17 protein-coding genes are annotated in these 20,795 nt (G+C 72.3%); 7 read left to right on the forward strand and 10 right to left on the reverse strand.

Features of this window, described 5'->3' with window-relative positions:
- The first annotated feature begins 27 nt into the window (after nt 1–27).
- From rlmN to tatC, 3 genes are read left to right on the forward strand one after another with little or no spacing between them, the layout of a single operon-like run.
- Complete coding sequence (rlmN, locus tag WME75_RS20455; RefSeq protein WP_437493322.1) at nt 28–1,278, forward strand: 23S rRNA (adenine(2503)-C(2))-methyltransferase RlmN; 1,251 nt, start codon at nt 28–30, stop codon at nt 1,276–1,278.
- Nucleotides 1,279–1,322: 44 nt separating this feature from the next.
- Nucleotides 1,323–1,949 carry a Sec-independent protein translocase protein TatB gene (tatB, locus tag WME75_RS20460; protein ID WP_437493325.1) on the forward strand — a complete coding sequence of 209 codons (627 nt, stop codon included), beginning with the start codon at nt 1,323–1,325 and terminating at the stop codon, nt 1,947–1,949.
- Nucleotides 1,946–2,932, forward strand: a complete 987-nt coding sequence (tatC, locus tag WME75_RS20465) for a twin-arginine translocase subunit TatC (protein WP_437493328.1) — start codon at nt 1,946–1,948, stop codon at nt 2,930–2,932. The genes tatB and tatC overlap by 4 nt, the downstream gene beginning before the upstream one ends.
- Nucleotides 2,933–3,147: 215 nt before the next feature.
- On the opposite strand, the gene WME75_RS20470 is transcribed toward tatC, so the two are convergent.
- The 5 genes from WME75_RS20470 to WME75_RS20490 all read right to left on the reverse strand — a co-directional run bounded on the left by WME75_RS20470 (nt 3,148) and on the right by WME75_RS20490 (nt 6,638).
- Complete coding sequence (locus WME75_RS20470; protein WP_437493331.1) at nt 3,148–4,086, reverse strand: prolipoprotein diacylglyceryl transferase; 939 nt, start codon at nt 4,084–4,086, stop codon at nt 3,148–3,150.
- Between the two features lie 2 nt (nt 4,087–4,088).
- Nucleotides 4,089–4,850: a signal peptidase II gene (lspA, locus tag WME75_RS20475; protein ID WP_437493334.1), complete on the reverse strand. Its 762-nt coding sequence runs from the start codon at nt 4,848–4,850 to the stop codon at nt 4,089–4,091.
- A gap of 183 nt (nt 4,851–5,033) precedes the next feature.
- Nucleotides 5,034–5,717: a signal peptidase II gene (gene lspA, locus WME75_RS20480; protein ID WP_437493336.1), complete on the reverse strand. Its 684-nt coding sequence runs from the start codon at nt 5,715–5,717 to the stop codon at nt 5,034–5,036.
- 79 nt (nt 5,718–5,796) lie between these two features.
- Entirely contained in the window at nt 5,797–6,258 is a 462-nt protein-coding gene (locus tag WME75_RS20485) for a DUF4398 domain-containing protein (protein ID WP_437493339.1), read from the reverse strand.
- Nucleotides 6,259–6,284: 26 nt separating this feature from the next.
- Complete coding sequence (locus WME75_RS20490) at nt 6,285–6,638, reverse strand: DUF4398 domain-containing protein (RefSeq protein WP_437493342.1); 354 nt, start codon at nt 6,636–6,638, stop codon at nt 6,285–6,287.
- A 533-nt stretch (nt 6,639–7,171) separates the two neighbouring features.
- Here WME75_RS20490 and WME75_RS20495 point away from each other — a divergent pair.
- Nucleotides 7,172–9,577 carry a DEAD/DEAH box helicase gene (locus WME75_RS20495; RefSeq protein WP_437493345.1) on the forward strand — a complete coding sequence of 802 codons (2,406 nt, stop codon included), beginning with the start codon at nt 7,172–7,174 and terminating at the stop codon, nt 9,575–9,577.
- 175 nt (nt 9,578–9,752) lie between these two features.
- Here WME75_RS20495 and WME75_RS20500 read toward each other — a convergent pair whose 3' ends face one another.
- Nucleotides 9,753–10,571: an SDR family NAD(P)-dependent oxidoreductase gene (locus WME75_RS20500; RefSeq protein ID WP_437493348.1), complete on the reverse strand. Its 819-nt coding sequence runs from the start codon at nt 10,569–10,571 to the stop codon at nt 9,753–9,755.
- 322 nt (nt 10,572–10,893) lie between these two features.
- Here WME75_RS20500 and WME75_RS20505 point away from each other — a divergent pair, with 322 nt between their 5' ends.
- The gene (locus WME75_RS20505) at nt 10,894–12,471 is read left to right on the forward strand and encodes a serine/threonine protein kinase (protein WP_437493351.1); all 1,578 of its coding nucleotides are present in this window, start codon (nt 10,894–10,896) and stop codon (nt 12,469–12,471) included.
- Between the two features lie 56 nt (nt 12,472–12,527).
- A complete protein-coding gene (locus WME75_RS20510; protein ID WP_437493353.1) occupies nt 12,528–13,406 on the forward strand; it encodes a class I SAM-dependent methyltransferase in 879 nt (292 codons plus the stop codon).
- 129 nt (nt 13,407–13,535) lie between these two features.
- Here WME75_RS20510 and WME75_RS20515 read toward each other — a convergent pair whose 3' ends face one another.
- The gene (locus WME75_RS20515; RefSeq protein ID WP_437493356.1) at nt 13,536–14,666 is read right to left on the reverse strand and encodes a DUF1566 domain-containing protein; all 1,131 of its coding nucleotides are present in this window, start codon (nt 14,664–14,666) and stop codon (nt 13,536–13,538) included.
- Between the two features lie 353 nt (nt 14,667–15,019).
- Here WME75_RS20515 and WME75_RS20520 point away from each other — a divergent pair, with 353 nt between their 5' ends.
- Nucleotides 15,020–15,802, forward strand: a complete 783-nt coding sequence (locus WME75_RS20520) for a hypothetical protein (protein ID WP_437493359.1) — start codon at nt 15,020–15,022, stop codon at nt 15,800–15,802.
- 133 nt (nt 15,803–15,935) lie between these two features.
- On the opposite strand, the gene WME75_RS20525 is transcribed toward WME75_RS20520, so the two are convergent.
- The 3 genes from WME75_RS20525 to WME75_RS20535 form a co-directional block, all read right to left on the reverse strand.
- Nucleotides 15,936–17,489, reverse strand: coding sequence for a pre-peptidase C-terminal domain-containing protein (locus WME75_RS20525; protein WP_437493361.1), 1,554 nt, complete (start codon nt 17,487–17,489; stop codon nt 15,936–15,938).
- Between the two features lie 909 nt (nt 17,490–18,398).
- Entirely contained in the window at nt 18,399–20,006 is a 1,608-nt protein-coding gene (locus tag WME75_RS20530; RefSeq protein WP_437493364.1) for a hypothetical protein, read from the reverse strand.
- A gap of 325 nt (nt 20,007–20,331) precedes the next feature.
- Nucleotides 20,332–20,631, reverse strand: coding sequence for an FtsB family cell division protein (locus WME75_RS20535; RefSeq protein WP_437300928.1), 300 nt, complete (start codon nt 20,629–20,631; stop codon nt 20,332–20,334).
- Nucleotides 20,632–20,795 lie beyond the last annotated feature (164 nt).

The raw sequence follows: 20,795 nt of genomic DNA on the forward strand, positions 1-20,795 counted from the left end.
CCCCTGGCGCGCTAGTCGGTATCCGCCGTGGATCTCCGCCCCAAAAGCACCTCGGACGAACGTCGCCCTCGCCTCGCGCTCCAGGCCGTGCTCCCGGACGAGCTCGCCGCCGCGTGCGGCATCGATCTCACCGACGCGCGCCGCATCGTCTCGCTGGCGCACCGCCTCGGGGAGCTGCCCGCGCGCGCGCCCGCGACCGTCCGGCGCGTCGCGCTCGAGGCGGCGCGCGCGGCGGGCGAGATCCGGACGCTCGCGCTGGTGGAGCGGCGCGCGAGCGCCGAGGATCCGTTCGTGAAGTACGCGTTCCGTCTGGAGGACGGCGCGATGATCGAGTCGGTGCGCATCCCGCTCGAGCGGCCGGGCCGGTACTCGGCGTGCGTGAGCTCGCAGGTCGGCTGCGCGCTCGCCTGCGCCTTCTGCGCCACCGGGCGCATGGGCCTCACGCGCAACCTCGAGGCCTGGGAGATCGTCGAGCAGGTGCGGCTCATCCGCCGCGATCTCGGCGCGACCACCGAGCGCGCGGGCGGCGGCGCGCGCGTGCACGGCGTGCTGTTCCAGGGCATGGGCGAGCCGCTCGCCAACGCCGACCGCGTCATCCAGGCGATCCGGGTGCTCTCGGAGCCGAGCGCGCAGGCCATCGACATGCGCAACATCACGGTGTGCACGGCGGGGCTCCCGTCGGGCATCCGGCGGCTCGCGGCCGAGGTCCCCGGCGTCCGGCTCGGCCTCTCGCTCGGCTCGGTGCGGCCCGGCAGGCGGCGCCAGCTCATGCCGATCGACGGCGCGCACCCGCTCGACGAGGTCCTCGCCGCCGCGGGCGAGCACGCGCGCGCGACCGGGCACGCGCCGATGTGGGCGTACACGCTGCTCGCGGGCCAGAACGACACGGACGAGGACGCCGCGAGCCTGGCCGCGCTCGCCCGCGGCTTCGCCGCGCAGCACGGGATCTTCCCTCGGCTCAGCCTGATCCCCTACAACGCGATCGGCCCGGCCGACGCTCCCCTGCCCTTGCCCGGCGGCGTCGAGGACAGCGGCGCGGCGGCCGATCCGTTCTTGCGCTCGGCGCGGCTCCAGGCGTTCCGCGCGGTCCTCTCCGCCGCCGGGGTCGGCTCGATCGTGCGTTACTCCGGCGGCGGCGACGTCGGCGCGGCCTGCGGGCAGCTCGCGCGGCCGCCGGCGGAGGCGCAGCGACCAGGCGGCCGCCGGGCGTCGCCCCTGCCCGGAGCGGCGCCGGGTGCTGCCGCGGTCGGGCCGAGCGCGCCCCCGCGGCCTGTGTGAGGGTCGCTATGGATCCCCGCTCCGGTGCGCGCTAGCTTGCGCCCGTGTTCGGCTTCAGCTTCGGCGAGATGATGGTGCTCGTCATCGTGGGCATCATCGTGGTCGGCCCACGACGGTTGCCTGCGATGATGCGGACGGCGGGCAGCTGGATCACCAAGGTTCGCCGGATGACCACGGAGCTCCGGTCGCAGAGCGGCATCGACGATCTGATCCGCCAGGAGGGGCTGGAGCGCGACATCCGCGAGCTCCGCGCCCTGTCGCGGGTGAACGTGATCGAGACGTTTGTGAAGCCCGTGATGGACGCCGCCACCGTCGGCACGGTCGTCTCGGCGACGCCGCGCATCAGGCCACCGGAGCCCGAGCCCCCGCAGCCCCCGCCGAACGTGCAGCCGCTCCGCGAGCGCGAGTACCCGGTCCTCGGCTGCGACGCCTACGAATCCGAGATCGACGCCTCGCCCAGGCTGGCGGCCGCGGCGGAGGGCGCGAGCGGAGCGGTCGCGGCGAGCGCGGCAGAGCCCGCGGCCACGGCAGGCGCGGCGATCACGGAAGGGCCCACGGCACCGCCGGTGCCCGCGGCCACGGCAGACGCGGCGATCACGGAAGGGCCCACGGCATCGCCGGTGCCCGCGGCCACGGCAGGCGCGGCGACGGGGAACGGAGCGGCGTCATGAGCCAGGAGCAGGTGGCGGCGAAGAGCGATTCCCCGGAGACGGCCGCCGCGACCGGCGCTGCCGCCGCGACCGGCGCTGCCGCCGCGACCGGCGCTGCCGCCGCGACCGGCGCTGCCGCCGCGACCGGCGCTGCCGCCGCGGCCGGCGCTGCCGCCGCGGCCGTTGAGGATGCCACCGAAGACAAGCCGATGTCGTTCTGGGAGCACCTCGACGAGCTGCGCAAGCGGCTCGTCCGGAGCATCCTCGTCTTCTTCGCGGCCTGCTTCGTGGGGTGGGAGGTGCGCGAGCAGCTCCTGCACTTCCTGACCATCCCGTTCGTGCAGGCGTGGCGGGAGCAGAGCCTGCCGGGCGACCCCTCGCTCCACTTCGGCGCGCCCGCGGCCGCGTTTATTGCTTACTTCAAGCTGTCGATGCTCGGCGGCGCGGCGCTGGCCTCGCCGTTCATCTTCTACCAGCTGTGGTCGTTCGTCGCGCCGGGCCTCTACGCCCGCGAGAAGCGCTACGTCATCCCCTTCGTCCTGTTCTCGACGATCCTGTTCGTGGGCGGCGGCCTGTTCGGCTGGCGCGCGGCCTTTCCGATCTCGTTCGGCTACTTCCTCAGCATGGCCGGCACGGTCGGCAGCGGCGGGGTGACGATCACACCGACCGTGATGATGGGCGACTATCTCGACTTCGTCGCCCAGCTCCTGCTCGGCTTCGGGATCATCTTCGAGATCCCGCTCATCGTGCTGTTTCTCTCCCTCGCGGGCGTCATCAACTACCTGCAGCTCATCCTGTTCGGCCGCTGGTTCGTGTTCGCCGCCTTCGTGCTGGCCGCCATCCTGACGCCGCCCGACATCACCAGCCAGCTCGTCATGGCCGTGCCGATGTGCATCCTCTACGTGGTGTCGATCGGCCTCGCGTACGTCTTCGGTAAGCCGCCGACGGACGCCCAGCGCGAGGCGTACAAGAAGCGCAAGGAGAAGGAAGTCTCCAAGGGCTGAGGGCCGGCGCGGTTCAGGCTGGCTGCGCCGCCTCTGCGCGTCGTCCTCTGCGCCCGGCGCAGGGTCCACGGCACCGCGCGTCGTCCTCGGCGCATCGTCGGCGGCACCGCGCTCTGGGCGTCCTGGCCGCGGCACCGCGCCCCGTCCTCTGCGCCCCGCGCCCCGCGCGCCCGGCGCATCATCGGTGGGCCCCCGCCCCGCCGGGACCGTGGAGCTCAGGCGGCGGGCGCAGGCGCCGCGGGCGCCGTCTTCCGGCTCCGTGTCACGTGGATCGCGATCGCCGCGCCGGCCATCGCGAGCCCGATGAGCTGCGACGTGGACAGGCCGAGGAGGCCCCCTCGATCGTCGGCGCGCCCGAACTCGAGCGTGAAGCGCCCGAGCGCGTAGAGGCCGAGGAACGTCGCGAAGACCTGCCCGTCGTACCGCTTCCGCCCGTGCACGTAGAGCATGCAGATCGCCGCGATGGCGAACGACATGGCCGACTCGTAGATCTGCGTCGGGTGCACCGGGTGCGACGGCACGCGCGCGCTCACGAGCTCGTGCAGCTTGAACTGCGCCTCGCTCGCGGGGCTGTTCGGCGGGAACGAGAGCCCGAACGCCCCGTCGGTGCGCTGGCCGAAGCAGCAGCCGGCGAGCAGGCAGCCCATCCGGCCGAACCCGAGGCCCAGCGGCACGGCGAAGCCCGCCATGTCCGCCGCCTTCCAGAACGGGAACCGATCGCGCTTGAGCAGCCAGTACGCCGCCGCCGACGCGCCGAAGAAGCCGCCGTAGTACGTCAGGCCGCCGGCCCAGAACTTCGCCCACGCCAGGCAATCGCGCTCGGTCGGGTGGCAGACCCCCTTCGCGGCGTCCCAGACGCCGTGGTACCGCGGCACGCAGAGCGCCTGCTCGACCTTCCAGTCGACAAGCGACGGATCCGTGCACAGGTGCACGTAATCCCAGAAGTATCCGTCGGCGATAACGTGGAGGAGCCTGCCGCCGATGACCCCCGCGAGCAGGCAGGCGAGCCCCAGATCGACGACCACGTCCGGATCCTCGCCGATCCGCCGCGCCCAGAGGGCGCCGATCGCTGTCGCGAAGAGGAAGCCGGTCAGCAGCAGCAGGAAGTAGGCAGGGAACGCGACGTCGAGCAGGCGGAACAGCTCGGGCCGCATGGTCAGCCCGCCGACGCCTTCGCTCCGGTCGCGCCGGAGGTCGCGCCGGAGGGCTTCCTCGCGAGCTCGGGGCGCTGGGGAGAGAACATGTCGATCGCCATCAGCCCGACGCCCACGACGATCGCGATGTCGGCCACGTTGAACGTCGGCCACACGAACGTCGGCGTGAACCGAACCTGGATGAAGTCGATGACGTACCCGTAACGGATCCGGTCGACGAGGTTCCCGAGCGCGCCGCCGAGCACGAGCGGCAGCCCCCACCGGAGCGCGATCTGGGAGGGGTGGAGCTTCCGGTACAGCGAGACGATGAAGACGATCGCGGCGAGCGAGACCACGAGGAAGAAGGGACGGCGGATCGCCTCGCTCTCGTCGCCCAGGATGCCCCACGCCCCGCCGTGGTTCTTCGCGTAGATCAGGTTCAGGTGATCCTTGATCACCTCGATCTTCCGGAGCGCGAACGGCCGGGGCGAGGCGGCGAGGTCGGCGAGGTCGGCGAGGTCGGTGAGCGCGCGCGGCTCCAGCCGGTCCTTGGCCCACCACTTCGTGCCGAGATCGGCCACAAGCGTGACCGCCGACACGCCGAGCAGGAACGCATACGACGGGCGGTAGGTGGGCTTCGCCGGTGCGACCACATCGTCGGCGTCCCCCTCCGGCGAGGAGACGCGCCCCGCGTCGTCGCGCTCGCCGGCGGCCAGCGGCTCGTCTTCCGGCGCCTTCACCGGCGCGGCGCGGTCCGGCTCCGCCTCGGCACCCTCGGTCTTCACGGCAGCATCTCGCGGCGTCGCGTCTTCAGTCATGCGGAGCGCGTTCCTCTACGACAAACCGAGCGCTCCGGCAAAGGCTTCCCTCCGCGCGCGCCGTATCGCCCGTCTCGCGCGTCTTTCATGTCGTGCCTCCCGGCGTGCGCGCGCACAGCCTGCTCCGGTCGCGCTGCCTGCTTCGGTCCTTCAGGCGGCCGGCGGCGCCGGCGGAGGCGCTTCCGTCGATAGCGGAGCGGCGGCGTCGCTGCCTGCCGGGCTGCCGGGAGCGCCGCTCGGGTCGGGAGAGGGAGCGCTCGCCTTGCGGGCGGAGGCGATCATGTCCGTCGACATCAGGATGACGCCGGCGACGATCGCGATGTCGGCGACGTTGAACGTCGGCCAGTGAAACTCCTGGCCGCCGCGGGTCACGTACACGTCGATGAAGTCGATGACCCAGCCGTAGCGGATCCGGTCGACAAGGTTGCCCATCGCGCCGCCGAGCGCCAGCGCGAGCCCCCACTTCATCGCGGTCTGGTCCTTGTGGACGCGCCGGTAGATCGAGACGATGAAGACGATCGCCGCGGCCGAGACGAACAGGAAGAACGGCCGCCGCAGGCCGTCCGGGAGGCTGCGGAGGAAGCTCCAGGCGCCGCCGGGGTTCTGCGCGAAGATGAAATCCAGGTGGTCCGGGATGACCGTGACGATCTTCGGACCCGACCGCTTCGCGTCGAACCCGGCGAGCCGCGCGTGCGCCCACGCCTTCGTCGCCAGATCGGCGGCGCACGAGACGAGCGCAACGACGGCCACGAAGGCGAGCGAGGCGCGCTCGCCTCGGGGGAGCTCGTCCGGAACGTGTGAGGCGGGCGACGCTTGCGCTGCGCCAGAGGACATCACCCTCGCTTCTACGCGATGGTGCAGCGCGGAGCAAACGGCCCGGAGCGGCGCGACGCCGGGCGGGCTCCGGGCCCGTTCACCGCCTGTTCAGGATCATCAGCGAGCGCTCCTGAGCGCTCGCCTGCGCGGGCGCCTTCTCCTGCGGTTTGCGCGGCTCTGCCGGCTCGATCGCCGGCGCCCGCTTCCTGCTCCGCGCGATCTGCACCTCGGCGTACGCCTGGAGGGCCGCGCCGCGCTGCCGCTCCATGGCCGCCGTGCGCCCGAGCGCCTCGGCCAGCTGCGCCCGGCGCTCCGCGAGGTACGCGAGATCCCTCGCCTCGGCGAGCCCCCTCCCCTCGGCGAACGCGCGCTCCGCGCGCTCCAGCGCCTCGAGCGCGCCTTGCAGATCGGCGGGCGCGAGCTCCGCCGCCGCGCCCGCTCGGGCGCGCGCGTAGCTCTTCCGCGCGCCGATGAGCTCCTTCGGCGGAAGCGGGGCGCTCGCGCACCCGAGCAGGCCGCCGAGGAGCAGCATGACCACGATCCCCTGGTTGTATCGCATGGTTTCGCGCCTCTTCCCGCGAGCCCCTAGGGGAGCCGCTGATGGATGGATCCGACCTCCGCGACCGCCTCACGCGCGAGCGCCTGGGCCCGCGCCTCGCGCGTGAGGGCGAGCGCGAGCTCCGCGTCCGCCTGCGCGCGCAGCAGCATGCGCCGCGCCCGATCGCGCACGCCCTCGGCCGACAGCCGCCTCGCTCGCTCCACCTGCTCCCTGGCGAGGCACAGGTGGATGTCCGCCGGCGGGACCTCCTCGGCGCCGACCTCCTCGGCGGCCCGGATCATCGCCTCCGACGCGACGATCCGCTCGCTGAACGGCGGCGTGCGCGCGGCGCACCCCGCCGCCGACGCGCCGAGGAGCGTCAAGATCACTGCGTTTCTCATGTGCGACACCTCGTGGCCAGCCCCGGACGAGCGGTCGCCCGGAGCAGGCGGGTCAAAGAGCGGTTGTGGACCTCGACTCCGGATCTCCGTCGCCGGCCGGCTCGTCCTCAGGCAACCGGCACACCAGGCCCGCCCGCCCTGGGGCCGCGCCTGAGCGCCCCCGCGAGGCGCGCCTCCCGCCGTCCGTCGGTGCAGCAGGATGGCCCGAGACGCTGAGACATCGCCTCACGCGCCGTATCCGCGCTTCCCAGCCGTTGCGCGCAAACGAGCCATTCGCCGGCGCCTCGGTGTGCCTCGCGCGCAGCGCCTCGACGGCGGGAGAGCCGCCGACATCCGATCTCGTTCGAGGACACGAGAGCTCCTCTCTCCGATGTACGCGCGCCTGCCGCGCCGGTCCTCGCCCTCCCCTGCGCCCCTCCCCTGCGCCGCCTGCCGAGATCCGGCGTAGCGGGTCATCGCAGATCCACCCACCGCCCCCCTCGGCGCCCGATCCGGTTGAGCGACACGGCGCATCTGTTTAGTATGCCGGGGTCATGCCGTCGCCCCCCTGGAAGATCGAGACCGGCGTCGAGACGGTCATCTCGTCGTGGCTTGCGTCGGGCTACGTTCGCCCGTGTTTCGCCGCGGATCGCGAGCTGCCGCCGGCCGAGGCGCGCACCGCGGCGATGCCCGAGGCGCTCTCGCCGGCGCTCCGCGGCGCGCTGGAGCGGCGCGGCATCTCCCGGCTCTACGACCACCAGGCCCGGGCGTTCACGGCCGCCCGCGCGCCGCGCGGCGCGGGGGCGGCCGAAGAGCCGGCGCGGGCCGGGCGGCACGTGGTCGTCGCCACGCCCACGGCGAGCGGCAAGAGCCTCTGCTTCCATCTCCCGGTGCTCGACGCGCTGGCGGAGGGCGCCGCGTCGGGCCAGGGCGGCAGCGCGATCTACCTGTACCCGACCAAGGCGCTCGCCCGGGACCAGGAGGCCGGCCTGCACGCGCTCATCCGCGAGGCCGGGCTCACGATCCCGGCCATCGTCTACGACGGGGACACGCCGGGCGACGCGCGTCGGGCGGCGCGCGAGCGCAGCCCCATCGTCATGACCAACCCCGACATGCTCCACGCGGGGATCCTGCCGCACCACGCGCACTGGGCGCGGACGTTCCAGCGCCTGCGCTACGTCGTGCTGGACGAGCTCCACACCTACCGCGGCGTGTTCGGCTCGCACGTCGCCCACGTGCTCGCCCGGCTGCGCCGCGTCGCCGCCTTCCACGGCTCGAGCCCGACGTTCCTCTGCGCGACGGCGACCATCGGCAACCCGCGGGCGCACGCCGCGCGCCTCCTGGGCATCGCCGAGGACGAGATCGAGCTCATCGACGAGTCCGGCGCCCCGCGCGGGCCGCGGCGCTTCTTCCTGTACAACCCGCCCGTGGTGAACGCGGAGCTCGGGGTGCGCGCCAGCACCCTGAAGAGCGCGGTGCGCCTCGCCGGGGATCTCGCGCGGGCCCGCGTGCCGACGCTTGTGTTCGGCCAGTCGCGCAACTCGGTCGAGATCATGCTGAAGTACCTGCGCGAGGGCGTCGGCAAGGAGATCGGGGCGGAGGACGCGATCATGGCCTACCGCGGCGGCTACCTCCCGGAGACGCGCCGCCGGGTCGAGCGGGGGCTACGCGACGGCGAGATCCTCTGCGTCGTGGCCACGAACGCGCTCGAGCTCGGCATCGACGTCGGCGAGCTCGACGCGGTGATCTGCGCGGGCTATCCCGGGTCGGTCGCGGAGACGTGGCAGCGCTTCGGCCGCGCGGGCCGGCGCGGCAAGACGAGCATCGCCGTCCTGTGCGCGACGAGCGCGGCGCTCGACCAGTACCTCGCGAGGAACCCGAGCTACCTGCTCGAGCGCAGCGCCGAGTCGGCCCGGATCGATCCGCACAACACCGAGATCCTCGTGCAGCACCTCAAGTGCGCGGCGTTCGAGCTGCCGTTCCTCAAGGGCGAGTCCTACGCGGCGATGCCGGCGGACGACACCGTCGCGGCGCTCCGCTTTCTCCAGGACAAGGGGGTCATCCACGAATCGAACGATCGGTTTCACTGGGCGACCGACGCCTATCCGGCGAACCACGTGAGCCTGCGCTCGGTGGGCTGGGACAACTTCGTCATCATCGACAAGGCGCATGGCAAGACGCTCGCGGAGCTCGACTGGCGCGCTGCGCCGACGATGCTCCATGAGCAGGCCATCTACCAGCACGACGGCGAGCAGTACCAGGTCGAGCGGCTCGATTACGAGAACCACAAGGCCTTCGTGACGAAGGTCGTCCCCGACTATTTCACGACCGCGCTCACCCACCGCAAGGTGAGCATCCTCGACGAGGGCGCGACCGCCTCGCTCGGCCGGGCGACCGCTTCTTTCGGCGAGGTGAGCATCGTGGAGAAGGTGGTGGGGTACAAGAAGATCAAGTTCTACACGCACGAGAACGCGGGGTATGGCGACGTGCGTTTGCCCGACATCCAGATGCACACGACCGCTTTCTGGCTCACGGTGCCCGAGCCGCTCTGCGAGGAGCTCGGCCTCGGCCGCGCGACCGCCATCGACGGCCTGCGCGGGATCGCGCGGGCGCTGGAGACGGTCGCGACGCTCTCGCTCATGTGCGATCCGCGGGACATTGGCCAGACGCTGGAGGACGGGAGCGAGGCGCGGGCGCCGGACGTCCCGCCTGGCGGCGAGATGGCCGGGGTCTTCGATCCGACGCTGTTCCTGTTCGACAACGTACCCGGCGGCGTCGGCCTCGCCGAGCGCATCTACGAGCAGCGCGACGAGCTCCTCGCGCGCACGCGGCAGCTCATCGCCGGGTGCGGCTGCGACAAGACCGGCTGTCCTCTGTGCGTCGGCGCGACCGAGACCGTCGACGGGATGCGCAGGCGCGCCGCGATCGGGCTCCTGGAGATCTTGCTCCACCAGGCGTGAGGCATGGCGCTCCTGGTCCCGCGAGGGGGGGAAGAGGATCGAGCCACGGACGCACAGAGGGCACCGACGAGAGAAGGAGAGATCGACAAAGATTCTCTATCTCTGTACCTCCTTACTCTTGTTCTCGCCTCTGTGCCCTCTCCGTGGTCCGTTCTCTTATGAATCCACGGTGGACCTAGCTCCGCTTCACGGCGAAGCCGGCGAACGCCTGCATGATGGGCATCAGCTCCAGCCGGTTCACATTGACGTGCTCGGGGAGCGTCGCGCACCAGATCACGGCCTCGGCCACGTCCTCGGCCGAGAGGGGCTTCACCCCCTGGTACACCGCGGCGGCCCTCTCCTGGTCGCCCTTGAAGCGCACAAGCGAGAACTCCGTCTCGGCGAGGCCAGGCTCGATGTCGGTGACGCGCACCCGGCTGCCGAGGAGATCCGCGCGCAGGTTCAGCGAGAACTGCGCCACGAACGCCTTGCACGCGCCGTAGACGTTGCTCCCGGGATACGGCGTCTCCGCGGCCACCGAGCCGAGGTTGATGATATGCCCCCGGTCGCGCGCCACCATCCCGGGCAGGAGCGCCCGCGTGCAGTGGAGCAGCCCGTTGATGTTTGTGTCGACCATCTGCTGCCAGTCGTCGGGGTCCGCCGTGTGCGCCGGCGAGAGGCCGATCGCGCCGCCCGCGTTGTTGACCAGCACCGACACCTCGGACAGCTCCGGCGGGAGCTCCGCGATCGCCCGGTCCACAGCGCCCCGGTCCCGGACATCCAGCCGGACGAGGTGGACCGCAGCCGCCCGCCCGCCCCCGTCGCCGGGCGACGAACCCGCCCCGCCGCCGGTGAGCTCGGCGGCGAGCGCCTCCAGGCGCTCGTAACGGCGCGCGGCCAGGATCAGGCGAGCGCCCAGGCCGGCGAAGCGACGGGCGATCGCGGCGCCAAATCCAGCGGAAGCGCCGGTGATGAAGACAACCGGAGTCGGATCGTTCGGGGCAGCGCGCATCATGTCCTGAGCGGACTTGTACCAGACCCACCCAGATCCAGCGACATGTACCGCGCCCGGCGACACACGTCGGCCCACCCCGTGCCAGGTCGCCGGGCCGGCGCGCATTCGTCGTGGACGTGCCGCCACGCCCGCGCTCATGACCTCCGGGTTTCGGGCGCGGAGGGCACACCGCGAGTTGATTTGTGCAATCGACCGCAGCATCTCCGGCGGTCGGGCGCGGTCGCCCCTTTACCCCACCCCTCGGTGCCATTTACAGTCGGGCACCGTGGAGAGCGCGCCATCGAGGGGGTTTGTTCTGGGGCGTTACGCCGTCGGACCGCGGATGGCGCGCGGCGGGATGGGCGAGGTGTTCCGCGCGGTCGCGCTCGGGCCGGACGGCGAGGAGGCCCCGGTCGCCATCAAGCGAATCGTCCCGATGCACGCCGGCAGCGACGATCTCAAGCAGCTCTTCATCGCCGAGGCGGGCATGATGACCCACCTCAAGCACCCCAACATCGATGAGGTGCTCGACTTCGGCATCGACGAGGCGGGCGATTTCTACCTCGTGCTCGAGTTCGTGTCCGGAACGGATCTCGGGCGGCTCTGCAAATGGCTCTGGGCGCGGGGAGAGGCCGTCCCGGTGCCGGTCGCGCTCTTCGTTGTATCCGAGGTGCTCAAGGGGCTCGGTTACGCGCACGAGCGCTCGGCCGCGGAGGGGCGGCTGATGGTGCACCGCGACGTGAGCCCGGGAAACGTGCTCATCTCGCTGACCGGCGCGGTGAAGATCGGGGATTTCGGCGTGGCGATCGCCACGCGAGGCGGGGCGGGCGACGTGGCCCGGCGCGATCTCGTCGGGAAGCCGACGTACATGCCGCCCGAGCAGTTCGACGGGGAGCGCGTCGACCCCCGCGCCGACCTGTTCGCGCTCGGGGTGGTCCTCTTCCAGATGCTCACCGGCATGCGGCCGTTCTCCGGGACCAGCGCCGCCACGCGCATGGCCGCGGCGCGCGAAGGGCAGATGCTGCGGGCGGGCGAGCTGCGTCCCGAGGTGAGCCCCGCGCTCGAGGCGCTCCTCGCGCGCGCGCTCGCGCCCCGCCGGGAGGACCGCTTCCACGACGCGCGCGCCATGCTGGAGGCGATCGAGGCGCTCCGCGAGGCCGGCCACGAGATCGGCGCGCCGGAGGACCTCGCGGCGCTCGTGAGCGCGGCGCTGAGAGAGCCGCCCGAGTCGCGCTTGGCGGGCCCCCCCGCGTCGGGCCCCCCCGCGTCCGATTTCCCCTTCCCCGACGGCGACGACGATCTCGAGGGGGGCGAGCTGACGCGCGCCGACGCGGACAGCCCCTTCACCCTGCGCGTGACGCGGCGCCTCAACGGAGCTGCGCAAGCGCTCGGCGGCGAGGCCGAGCCGCTCGATGCGGACGGCGCGGCGCTGCCGGAGCCGTCGAGCGCCCCGCTGAGCGGCGGATTCCACGCGGTGGCGCCGGCGTCCGGCGACGAGAGCTCTCTCGATCCGCTCCTGGCCCCGTCCGTGAGGGCGGCGGTCTCCTCGTCGCAGCGGCCGCGGGACGAGCTCCGGTCGCCCTCGGTGCCGGCCACGGCCCTCCCGGCGGCCGGGGCGACGCGGCAGCGCCTGCTCGCGGCGGCGATCGCCTGCGTCGCGCTGGCCGGGATCGCAGTCGCCAGCGTGCGCGTCGGCCGGGGCCGTCTGAGCGCGACGCACCCCGCGGCAGCGCAGCACGCCGCCGCTGTGGCGCAGCCGCGGCTCGCTCCCGCGGTGCAGGCGGCGCTCCTGCCCCTGCGAACGCCGGCGCCGCCGGTGAGCTCCACCGTGGATGCAGCGCCCGCCGCGGCCCCCCCTGCGGGCGCTGCGCCCGCCGCGGCCCCCCCTGCGGGCGCTGCGCCCGCCGCCACGCTGCGCTGACCGCCCCGCGTCCCGACCCGCTTGCGTCGCTCAGCCCGCTCGGCTAACAGCGCGGCGTGCGAAGCCCTCACGCCCTCCTCGCCCTTGCCCTTGCCGCGCTCGCCGGGTGCGGCGCCGCGCCTCCCGCTGCTCCGCCTGCGCCGCTCGCCACGCCGGCGGGCCAGCCCGACACGGCGCCTGCCACGGCGACCCCGCCCCCGAGCGACGCGACCGCGTCGGCACCGTCCCAGGCCACCTCGGTCGAGGTGCCCCCCGCCCTGCGCGCCGTCGTCGACGCCGCCGACCGGGCGGACGCCGACCGGGCGCTCGACATCGGCCGGAAACCCGCGGAAACGCTCGCATTTTTCGGCATTCAGCCGGGGATGAAGGTCGCGGAGCTCGAGGCTGGGGGTGGGTACACCGCCGAGCTCCTGGCGCGAGTGGTCGGCCCGGGCGGGGCCGTCTACGCGCAGAACAACCGCTTCGTCCTCGAGCGCTTCGCCGAGAAGCCGTGGAGCGAGCGGCTCAAGAAGCCCGTCATGAAGCCGGTGGTCCGGGTCGACCGTGAGCTCGACGACCCGCTGCCGCCCGAGGCGCGGGATCTCGACGCCGTGTTCTTCATCCTCTTCTACCACGACACCGTGTGGATGGAGACGGACCGGGCCGCGATGAACCGCGCGATCTTCCGCGCGCTCAAGCCCGGCGGCGTGTACGCGATCATCGATCACGCCGGGCGCGAGGGGACTGGCGTCGCCGACGTGAAGACGCTCCACCGCATCGAGGAGAAGGTCGTGCGCGAGGAGATCGAGCGGGCCGGCTTCCGGCTCGCGGCCGAGGCGAGCTTCCTCCGGAGCTCCACGGACACGCGCGACTGGAACGCCTCGCCCATGGTGGCCGGCGAGAAGCGGGGCACGAGCGACCGCTTCGTCCTGAAGTTCGTCAAGCCCGGCGGCTGAGCCGCGGCGGGCTGGGCGCTCGGCCCGCGCGGCGGGTCGGCGCCGGCGGCCTTCGCGATCGGGCTCGGCCCGCGCGGCGAGTCGGCGCTGACGGTCTTCGCGATCGGATGCGCCAGGCTCGGGCGGCGCTCACCCGTCGGAGCGAACGCAGCGCGTGAGCCGCTGAGCGCGGACCGAGTGGTCCTGCGATGTGCCGTTCGTGAAGTTGACGAGGATGGCCTTGTCGGCGCTGCTGATGGCGGGCGTCGACGACCAGAAGACATCGGACGGCGTCCCCGGGAAGGCATCCCGGTCGATCGCCGGCCCGGAAAGCCGATCGTCGACGATCGAGAGCAGCTCCTTCGCGCTCGGCAGCCGCCAGTCGCTCTTGCCGGCGAGGGTGAGCTCCTCGCAGTGCTCGAGCGCGCCGCTCCAGATGAACCGGGTCAACGAGGCCTGACGCTGCCAGATGAGCCCCGTCAGCCCATCGAGCACCCATTCCTCGCCGAACGACAGATCGGGCGGCGCCATCTCGCGCTCGCCTCCGACGCACAGGGCTCGCGCGCCGGACATGTCCTTCTGGGAGAACCCGACGGACGCATCGCTGGCGAGCACGCCCCACGCGAACGAGCTGTCCGCGTCGACGTCGGTCGCGGACCAGTAGAAGCCGCCCTGGGAGTCCGTGAAGAAGATGTCCGGAAACGCCGTGATGTGGCCGAAATCCAGGATGGAGACGAGCTCGCGCCGCGTCGGCAGGCGCCACTTCTCGATGCCGCCGGCGCGCTCGGCGTCGAGCACGGCGCAGTGCTGGAGCGCGGCCTCCAGCGTGAACATCCCGTTCTCCGTCACCTTTTCCCACGTGAGCCCGGTCACCGAGTCCGTCACGGTGCCGTCGCCTTCTGTGTAGGAGGGAACGGCGATCTCGTAGTTGCCGTCCTGTCCGAAGAAGGGCTCCGACGGTCCCGGGCACGCCTCGAGCACGGTCGTCCCGTTCGAGCAGCGTTTCGTCGGCGAGTCTGGCCAGATCACCGGCACGGTGGGCGGCCCTCCGCCGGTCCCGCCCCCGGCGCCGCCGCCGCCGCCGATCGGCTCGCTCCCGCCGCCGCCGATCGGCTCGCTCCCGCCGCCGCCGCCGCCACCGCCGCCGCCGCCGCCGCCGCCGCCGGAGCCGTAACCGATATGAAAGGGGTCTCCAACGCATCCGGCGAGCGCGACGAGCTCCACGAGCAGCGCGGCCAGCGGCCGGGTGAAGCGAAAGGCGTGAGGGGTCTCGTTCGGCATGGGCAAGCAGCGGCGTCCGTGGAGGATCTGGGCCAGCAGCCTACCATTCACCGGGGCACCGGGGTCGATTTCCTCGCAGGCGAGCCCCGCGCCGCAGGTTCTCATCGCGACCCGCCCACCGCGCTTTCTCGGCGCGCTCGCCGCGCTTTCTCGGCGCGCTCTTCCCGCGCATCGAGCTGCGCGCTTTTCCCGCCCCCGGCCCCGCGCGCTTTTCCCGCGCATCGAGCTGCGCGCTTTCGCCGCGCGCCGAGCCGCGCCCGTCCCGGCGGCGTGCGCTCCGCCCGCCCCGAACCGGGAGCCGCGAAAAACGGAGCGAGCATGAAATAACCAGGAGGCTACGGCGAAGAGTGGGTATGAGCACACGCACCTCACTGTTGTTCGCGGTCGCGCTCACGGGCAGCGTGCTCGTGGGATGTGGCGACAGCGCGACAAGCTTGGCCGGGGATCGGGTCGCTCGAGGGGCAGCCGCCTGCCTCCCGGGGGAATCGGTCGGGAAGGCCGAGAGGAAGGTCTACACGTTCTTCGGTGGCGCCGGCGCGCAGAGCCGGGTCGAGCGGTCGATCCGGCCGGATGGGTCGGAGACCCTCTCGAGCGAGACCCGGATGTCACGCGCCGATTTTGGCCAGGGTTCTGCGGCGGGCGGCGCGCTTTCGGCCGGCGGCGTCCTCCGCGAGTACGCCGAGCTCGATCCCTCGGGTCGTCTCGTCTATGCCGACGTCTCCCTCAGCGACGCCGCGGGCGTGGTGAAGCGAATGATCCTCGATCCGCAGCACGGCGCGGCGCTGCTTCGCCGCGCCGGCCGCGCGTCCGGCTTCGTCCGGCTCCCGATCGGAGAGGCCATCATCTATGCGCCGGTGAGCGCGTTCGTGACGCCGGTCGCGGCGTGGGTCGCGCGGCGAGCGGCGCGCGCGGCGCCGAGCGTCCGCATGTTCGACGAGGTCACCGCCGAGAGCCACGCCATCCTGAGCGACCAGCTGGTCGTCGAGGACGGCCATGACACGTTCGTGGTGCTGGGCGACGCGGCGCTGTCGGCAGATGACGAGTTCATCACCTCCCTCCCGCTCGGCGCCGCCGCGGCGGCGACGGCCTGTGAGGAGGGGGGGAACGGCGCCGCCGCTCCCTGGCGCTCCGGCTGAGCCCACCCGCGGGCGGTCCGGTGACGGCCCTGCGCCGCGATCGCGGAGGACACCGAGGACAGGCGTTCGCTGTCCTCGGTGTCCGTCCGGGAGATGAAGCTCCTCGAGCTCCCGGGTCCTCTCCGCCGTTACGTCACGGGGTCGTGTAGTCGACGTTCACCGTGTACGTGCTCTCCGTGTATCCCTGCACGAGGAGGAAGGCCTCCGACTGACCTTCCGGGACCGTCAGCTCGCACGTCTCGTCCGCGCCGTCGAGGTAAGGACGGCAGTCATAGGCGCTCAGCGTGGGCTGCTCGCCGAACCGCACGTAGAGATCGGGATCCCCGGAGCCGCTCATCACGGCCCGGAAGGTCGTGCCCGGGACGACCGCGATCGGCCCGTGGGGAGCCGTCTCGCGCCGCGCGACGCTGCCCTCGAAGCTCGTGGACGTCGCGGTGCCGCCGCCTTCCGGCGCCCCCGGCGCGGAGTAGCGCACCTCGATGTCGTAGGTCGACGCCGTGTAGCCGTGCACCTTGATGAAGGCCCTCGTCTCGCCTTCCGGCACCTCGAGCGTGCAGGTCTCGTTGGCGTCGCTGAGGTACGGCCGGCAATCGAACGATCGCGCCGTCGGCGCAGCGCCGAATTTCACGAAGAGATCGGGGTCTCCGGTCCCGGTCATGACGACGGTGAGGGTCGTCCCGGGCACCACCTCGATCCCCTCGGCGGGCCCTACCGCGTCGAACGCCCCGCGGGCGACACGGCCGCTGAAGTTCTCGGTGGCCGGCGCGCCGCCGCCGCCGCCGCCGCCGCCGCCGCCGCCGCCGCCGCCACCGCCACCGCCGCCGCCGCCGCCACCGCCACCGCCGCCGGGAGCGCCGTAGAGCGCTTGAACGCCGTTGATGTCCTTCTCCGTGAGGTTGAGCGTCCTGTCGCCGGAGCCGTTGCACTGGGGATAGTGCATGACGGACGCACCGTCGTAGTTGGTGAGGGCGCGCCAGTTGTTGTCCTCGAAGCAGGTGCCGGCCTCAGGACGGGTGTGTTCGTGGCGGAAGGCGAGGGTGTGACCCAGCTCGTGGCGGAGAATGCCCGTGAGGTCGGGCTGGGTGCTGTTGTAAGCGGACCTGTCGATCAGGACGTTCCGCGACCCCCTCGACTGGCCGGGGAAGAAGGCGCGCGCCAGGTACTGACCGCCCGTGTTCACGGGGTTCACGTCGAACAGGACGCTGCTGGTGCTCGACGTGCAGCTCGAGTCGGCAGACTCCACGTGGATGAAGTCGACATCCGCGACCGCCTCCCACGCCTCGACGGCCTCCGTCATCGAGGCCACGACGGACTCGTAGTTGCTCCCGAATCTCGTGCTCACGCAGTAGGTGAGGTTGCGCCGCTGCTCCGTCGTCCAGACCATGTCGCTGCCGCCTGACTGGTTGACGATCAGCGCACCATCGCGCACATGCGTCTCCCAGAACTCGCGCAGATGCTTGATATCTACGACCGGCGTGTCCCCGTTAACAATGTAGATGCCTGTGTCAGCCTCGCGGAAGACGGTCCGCTCGAAGTGGTCAAATCCCAGCTGATTGGTGCCGACTGCCTCGGTGCTACCGTCGCCGACGTCGGCCGAGCAACCGACCACAGCAGCGGTCAAACCAGCGATCACCAATGCGAGCTTACGGGCGACCACATTGCTCTCGTGCGGCTTTGCAGGATGCATTTGAAGCTCCTTTCGGGGAGGCGAATCACGCTGTCCAGACGAACTCGATGAGACCCAAATGCCATAACCCGATTTGACCCTCAGTCGGATAGCCAAATCTGACCGCCGTTCAGAAAAAGGGTTCCGGATTGTAAAAAATTTCGAAAGGAGTGTATTTGGTTCTCTTGTCACAAGAAAATTCTCGTCACACGCAACAGACCCAGATCGTCATGTACCGACACACTGGAAAATCACACCTCTTGAGTTCAGGCAACGCGCACTTGCACCTCGATAAGCATCGGGATTTTCCTGCTTTTGTTGCGTAGATGAAAGGCGCGGCGCGCACGCATGCAACGCGGCGCCTGCCGCGCCGCGCGCGGCGCGGCGCGACGCGTGCGGAGGCAGCTGCAGGCGCAGCGGCAGCCGCGGGCGCGCCGCGCGATCAGCGAGATCGCGCAGCAGCTGCAACGGCGATGCAGCACGCCGGAGCGCAGCGCCCGCAGAGATGACCCGCGTTCAGATAGCGGTCGCTCCCCGGTGCTCGACCCGGATCGCGCGCAGCGCAGCGCGGCTCGAGCCTCGCGATCTCCTCGACCCGGATCGCGCGCAGCGCAGCGCAGATCGAGCTTCGCGATCTCCTCGACGATGCGATCGCTGTCGCGGAAAGAGAGGCCGGCGCGCTCGCTGAAGGACGGGCCGCCGCGATCGTTGGAGAGGGTCGCTGCAGGAAGAGGAACGAGACCTGCGCGAGGGCAGCATCGCCTGGGGCGAGCGCGGCGGCGTCAACGCGCGCGATGCCGTCGGCGTGCATGGACGCGATCTCCTGCGCCGCACCGCCGCGTGCCCGGCGCACGGCGTCGGCGCGGCTCGAGGTCGAGCGCGGCTCCGGCGCGAGCGCGGCGGTCGCGCGCGCCGCGCGACGGCGGGCGCTCACCCGCGCGCGGACAGGATCCGGCTGAACGCCTCGCCGACGGCGCGCGCGAGCTCGATCATGCGGCGCGACCCGCTCGCGGTGTCGAGGATCCGGTCGGCGACAAGGATCATCGCGGGCCGGCCGACCACCTGGACGGCGACCGCGGCGACGTCGAGGCTCGGGTTCTCCATGACGTCGAGCAGCGGCGCGTGGGTGGGCGTGCCGGGGATCGGCCCGACATAGAGGTGGGTCGCCACGGCCGTGGCGAGGACGCTCGGCTGATCCATCGGGAGGGTGAGCTTCCGCAGCGCCTCCTGGTCGCCGAACTCCACGTTGCAGGCGAACCCCCGAAAGATCCCGCGATGCGCGGCGAAGATCGCGACGCGCACCGCGAACAGGCGCATCCCCCGCAGCGCGAGCCGGATGACGTCGTCGCGCGTGCGCGCCAGGTAGAGCGCGTCGATGACGTCGCTCAGATCGACGAACGGCTGCGGCGGCGGATCGTCGTCGAGGGGGTCGATGAGCTCCGGCTCGGGCGCGGGGGGCAGCACCGGGAGCCGACCGGAGCGCCTGCTCGACGCCGCGGCGCTCTCGGGACGACCCCCGCCGCGGCGAGACGACGGGACCGGCGCGGAGGCGGCGCTCCGGCGCGAGGGCGGCGCGAGGCCGGAGGCCACGTCGAGCGGCAGCCGGCCGAGGCGCCGCGTCGAGGGGGCCGGCTCCCGCCCGCCGCTGTCCGCACCGCGGTCCGGTACCGGCGAGCTCGGCGGCAGGATCGAGGCGAGCAGCTTGAAAGGAGGAGAGATCTCCACGGGCGGAGGCGGCGGGAACGAGACCGCGGGCGGCTCCGCATCCGCCGGCGCACGCAGCGTGGCACGACGCCGGGTCGGGCCCGCGCCGCGCTCGGCGTCCAGAGGGCCGCGCGCGTCGGCCGCCGCCTTGGCGTGGCGGAGCGGCAGGATCGGCTCTTCCGGCGAAGGCGCGCCGGCGAGCCGGGCATGGCCGTTGTGGGCTGGACCACGGCGACCTGATTTGCCGCTCGGCGGCTCGTGGAGGCTCGGCTCGTCGAAGGAGGGCACCGAGGCGCGCCGGATGAGCGGGATGGGCACCTCGTGCGACGGCGGCGGCGGGATGGTCGACTGGGGCGCGCCGTGCGGAAACGCCGGGGTCGCGCGGCGCAAGCGGACGGGGGCCTGCTCGCGCTCGTCGAGCTCCAGGGCGCGGATGGCCTCCTCGATCGCCGTGATCGGCGCGCGGAAGATGCGCACCGGCGCGCCGAGGTGGAAAGTGAGCTCGTCGGCGATGTGGCGGTCGAGCGGATCGGCGGCCGCGACATCGACGGTGCCGGCGCCGGGATCGAGGCGGATCGGGACGGCGCCGAGGCGGCGGCACATGGCGCGCGGCAGGCGAGCGACGAGGTCGCGGGCGCCGACGACCTGCCGGAGCGCGAGGCCACCGCGGCGCTCGAGCTCCCCCTCCAGGGCGTGCTCGGTGATGGCGGCGCGGTCGATGAGGGCGCGGGGGAACGAGATGCCCCGCAAGACCGCCACGAAGAGGGCGGCTTCGACCTCAGCCTTGGAGACGGCGCCGGCAGAGATGAGGAGGCGGCCCAGGTCTAGCGACACTCGCCGCACGATACCAGAAAGGGCGCTGCCAGCGTGCAGCGCCCCGCACGCGGCCACGACGGATGCCGTGGCCTTCGCGCGAGCGGCGCGCAGGATCTCCCTATAAGGAGACGCGGGCGGCGCCGGCGGGCAGAGCGCACCTCGCCAGGGAGCACCGCGAGGCCCGGCGGGCGGAAGCCGGGGCGCGCGCTCCGCGACGCAGGCGCGCGGCGACGCGGGCGCGACCGCCGGGCGAGCTCACGCGATCACGCCGGGCGCTCCCGCGGAGGAGCCCTGGTGTCCGATACGACACCAGGCCTGGACAGAACCAGAAGACCCCGAGTCCTCAGCGGGAGAACTGAAAGACCACCTCGCTCTGCCGCACGAGACCCAGGTTGTCGCGCGCGATCCTCTCCACGGCGGTCGGGTCGTCGCGCAGGCGCGCCACCTTGCCGCGGAGCGCCTCGATTTGCCGCCCGAGCTCGGCGTTCTCCTCCTCGACGTCAGCGAGCTCTCTCTCGAGCTCCCGCAGGCGCGGCAGCCCCTGAGGCGAGAAGATCATGATCGGAGCGCCCACGACGGCGACGATGAGCACCGCGATGGGCAGGGTCCGCTCCAGGAACTGCGCTATTCGACGCACAGACATCCGGTCGCACACCACACGCGATCCTGTCAACTTTCCTCCACGGTTCCTGGTAATCCGCCTTAACTTCCATCAGATTTCAGCTCGGCAAACGGGGTGAGCGCAACCGCGCGCGGGCCGGCCGCGCGGGGCGGACGCGCGGCGCGGAGACCGCGCCCTCATCGAGC

The sequence above is a fragment of the Sorangium sp. So ce1014 genome (genome assembly GCF_051521505.1).
Lineage (GTDB): Bacteria > Myxococcota_A > Polyangia > Polyangiales > Polyangiaceae > Sorangium.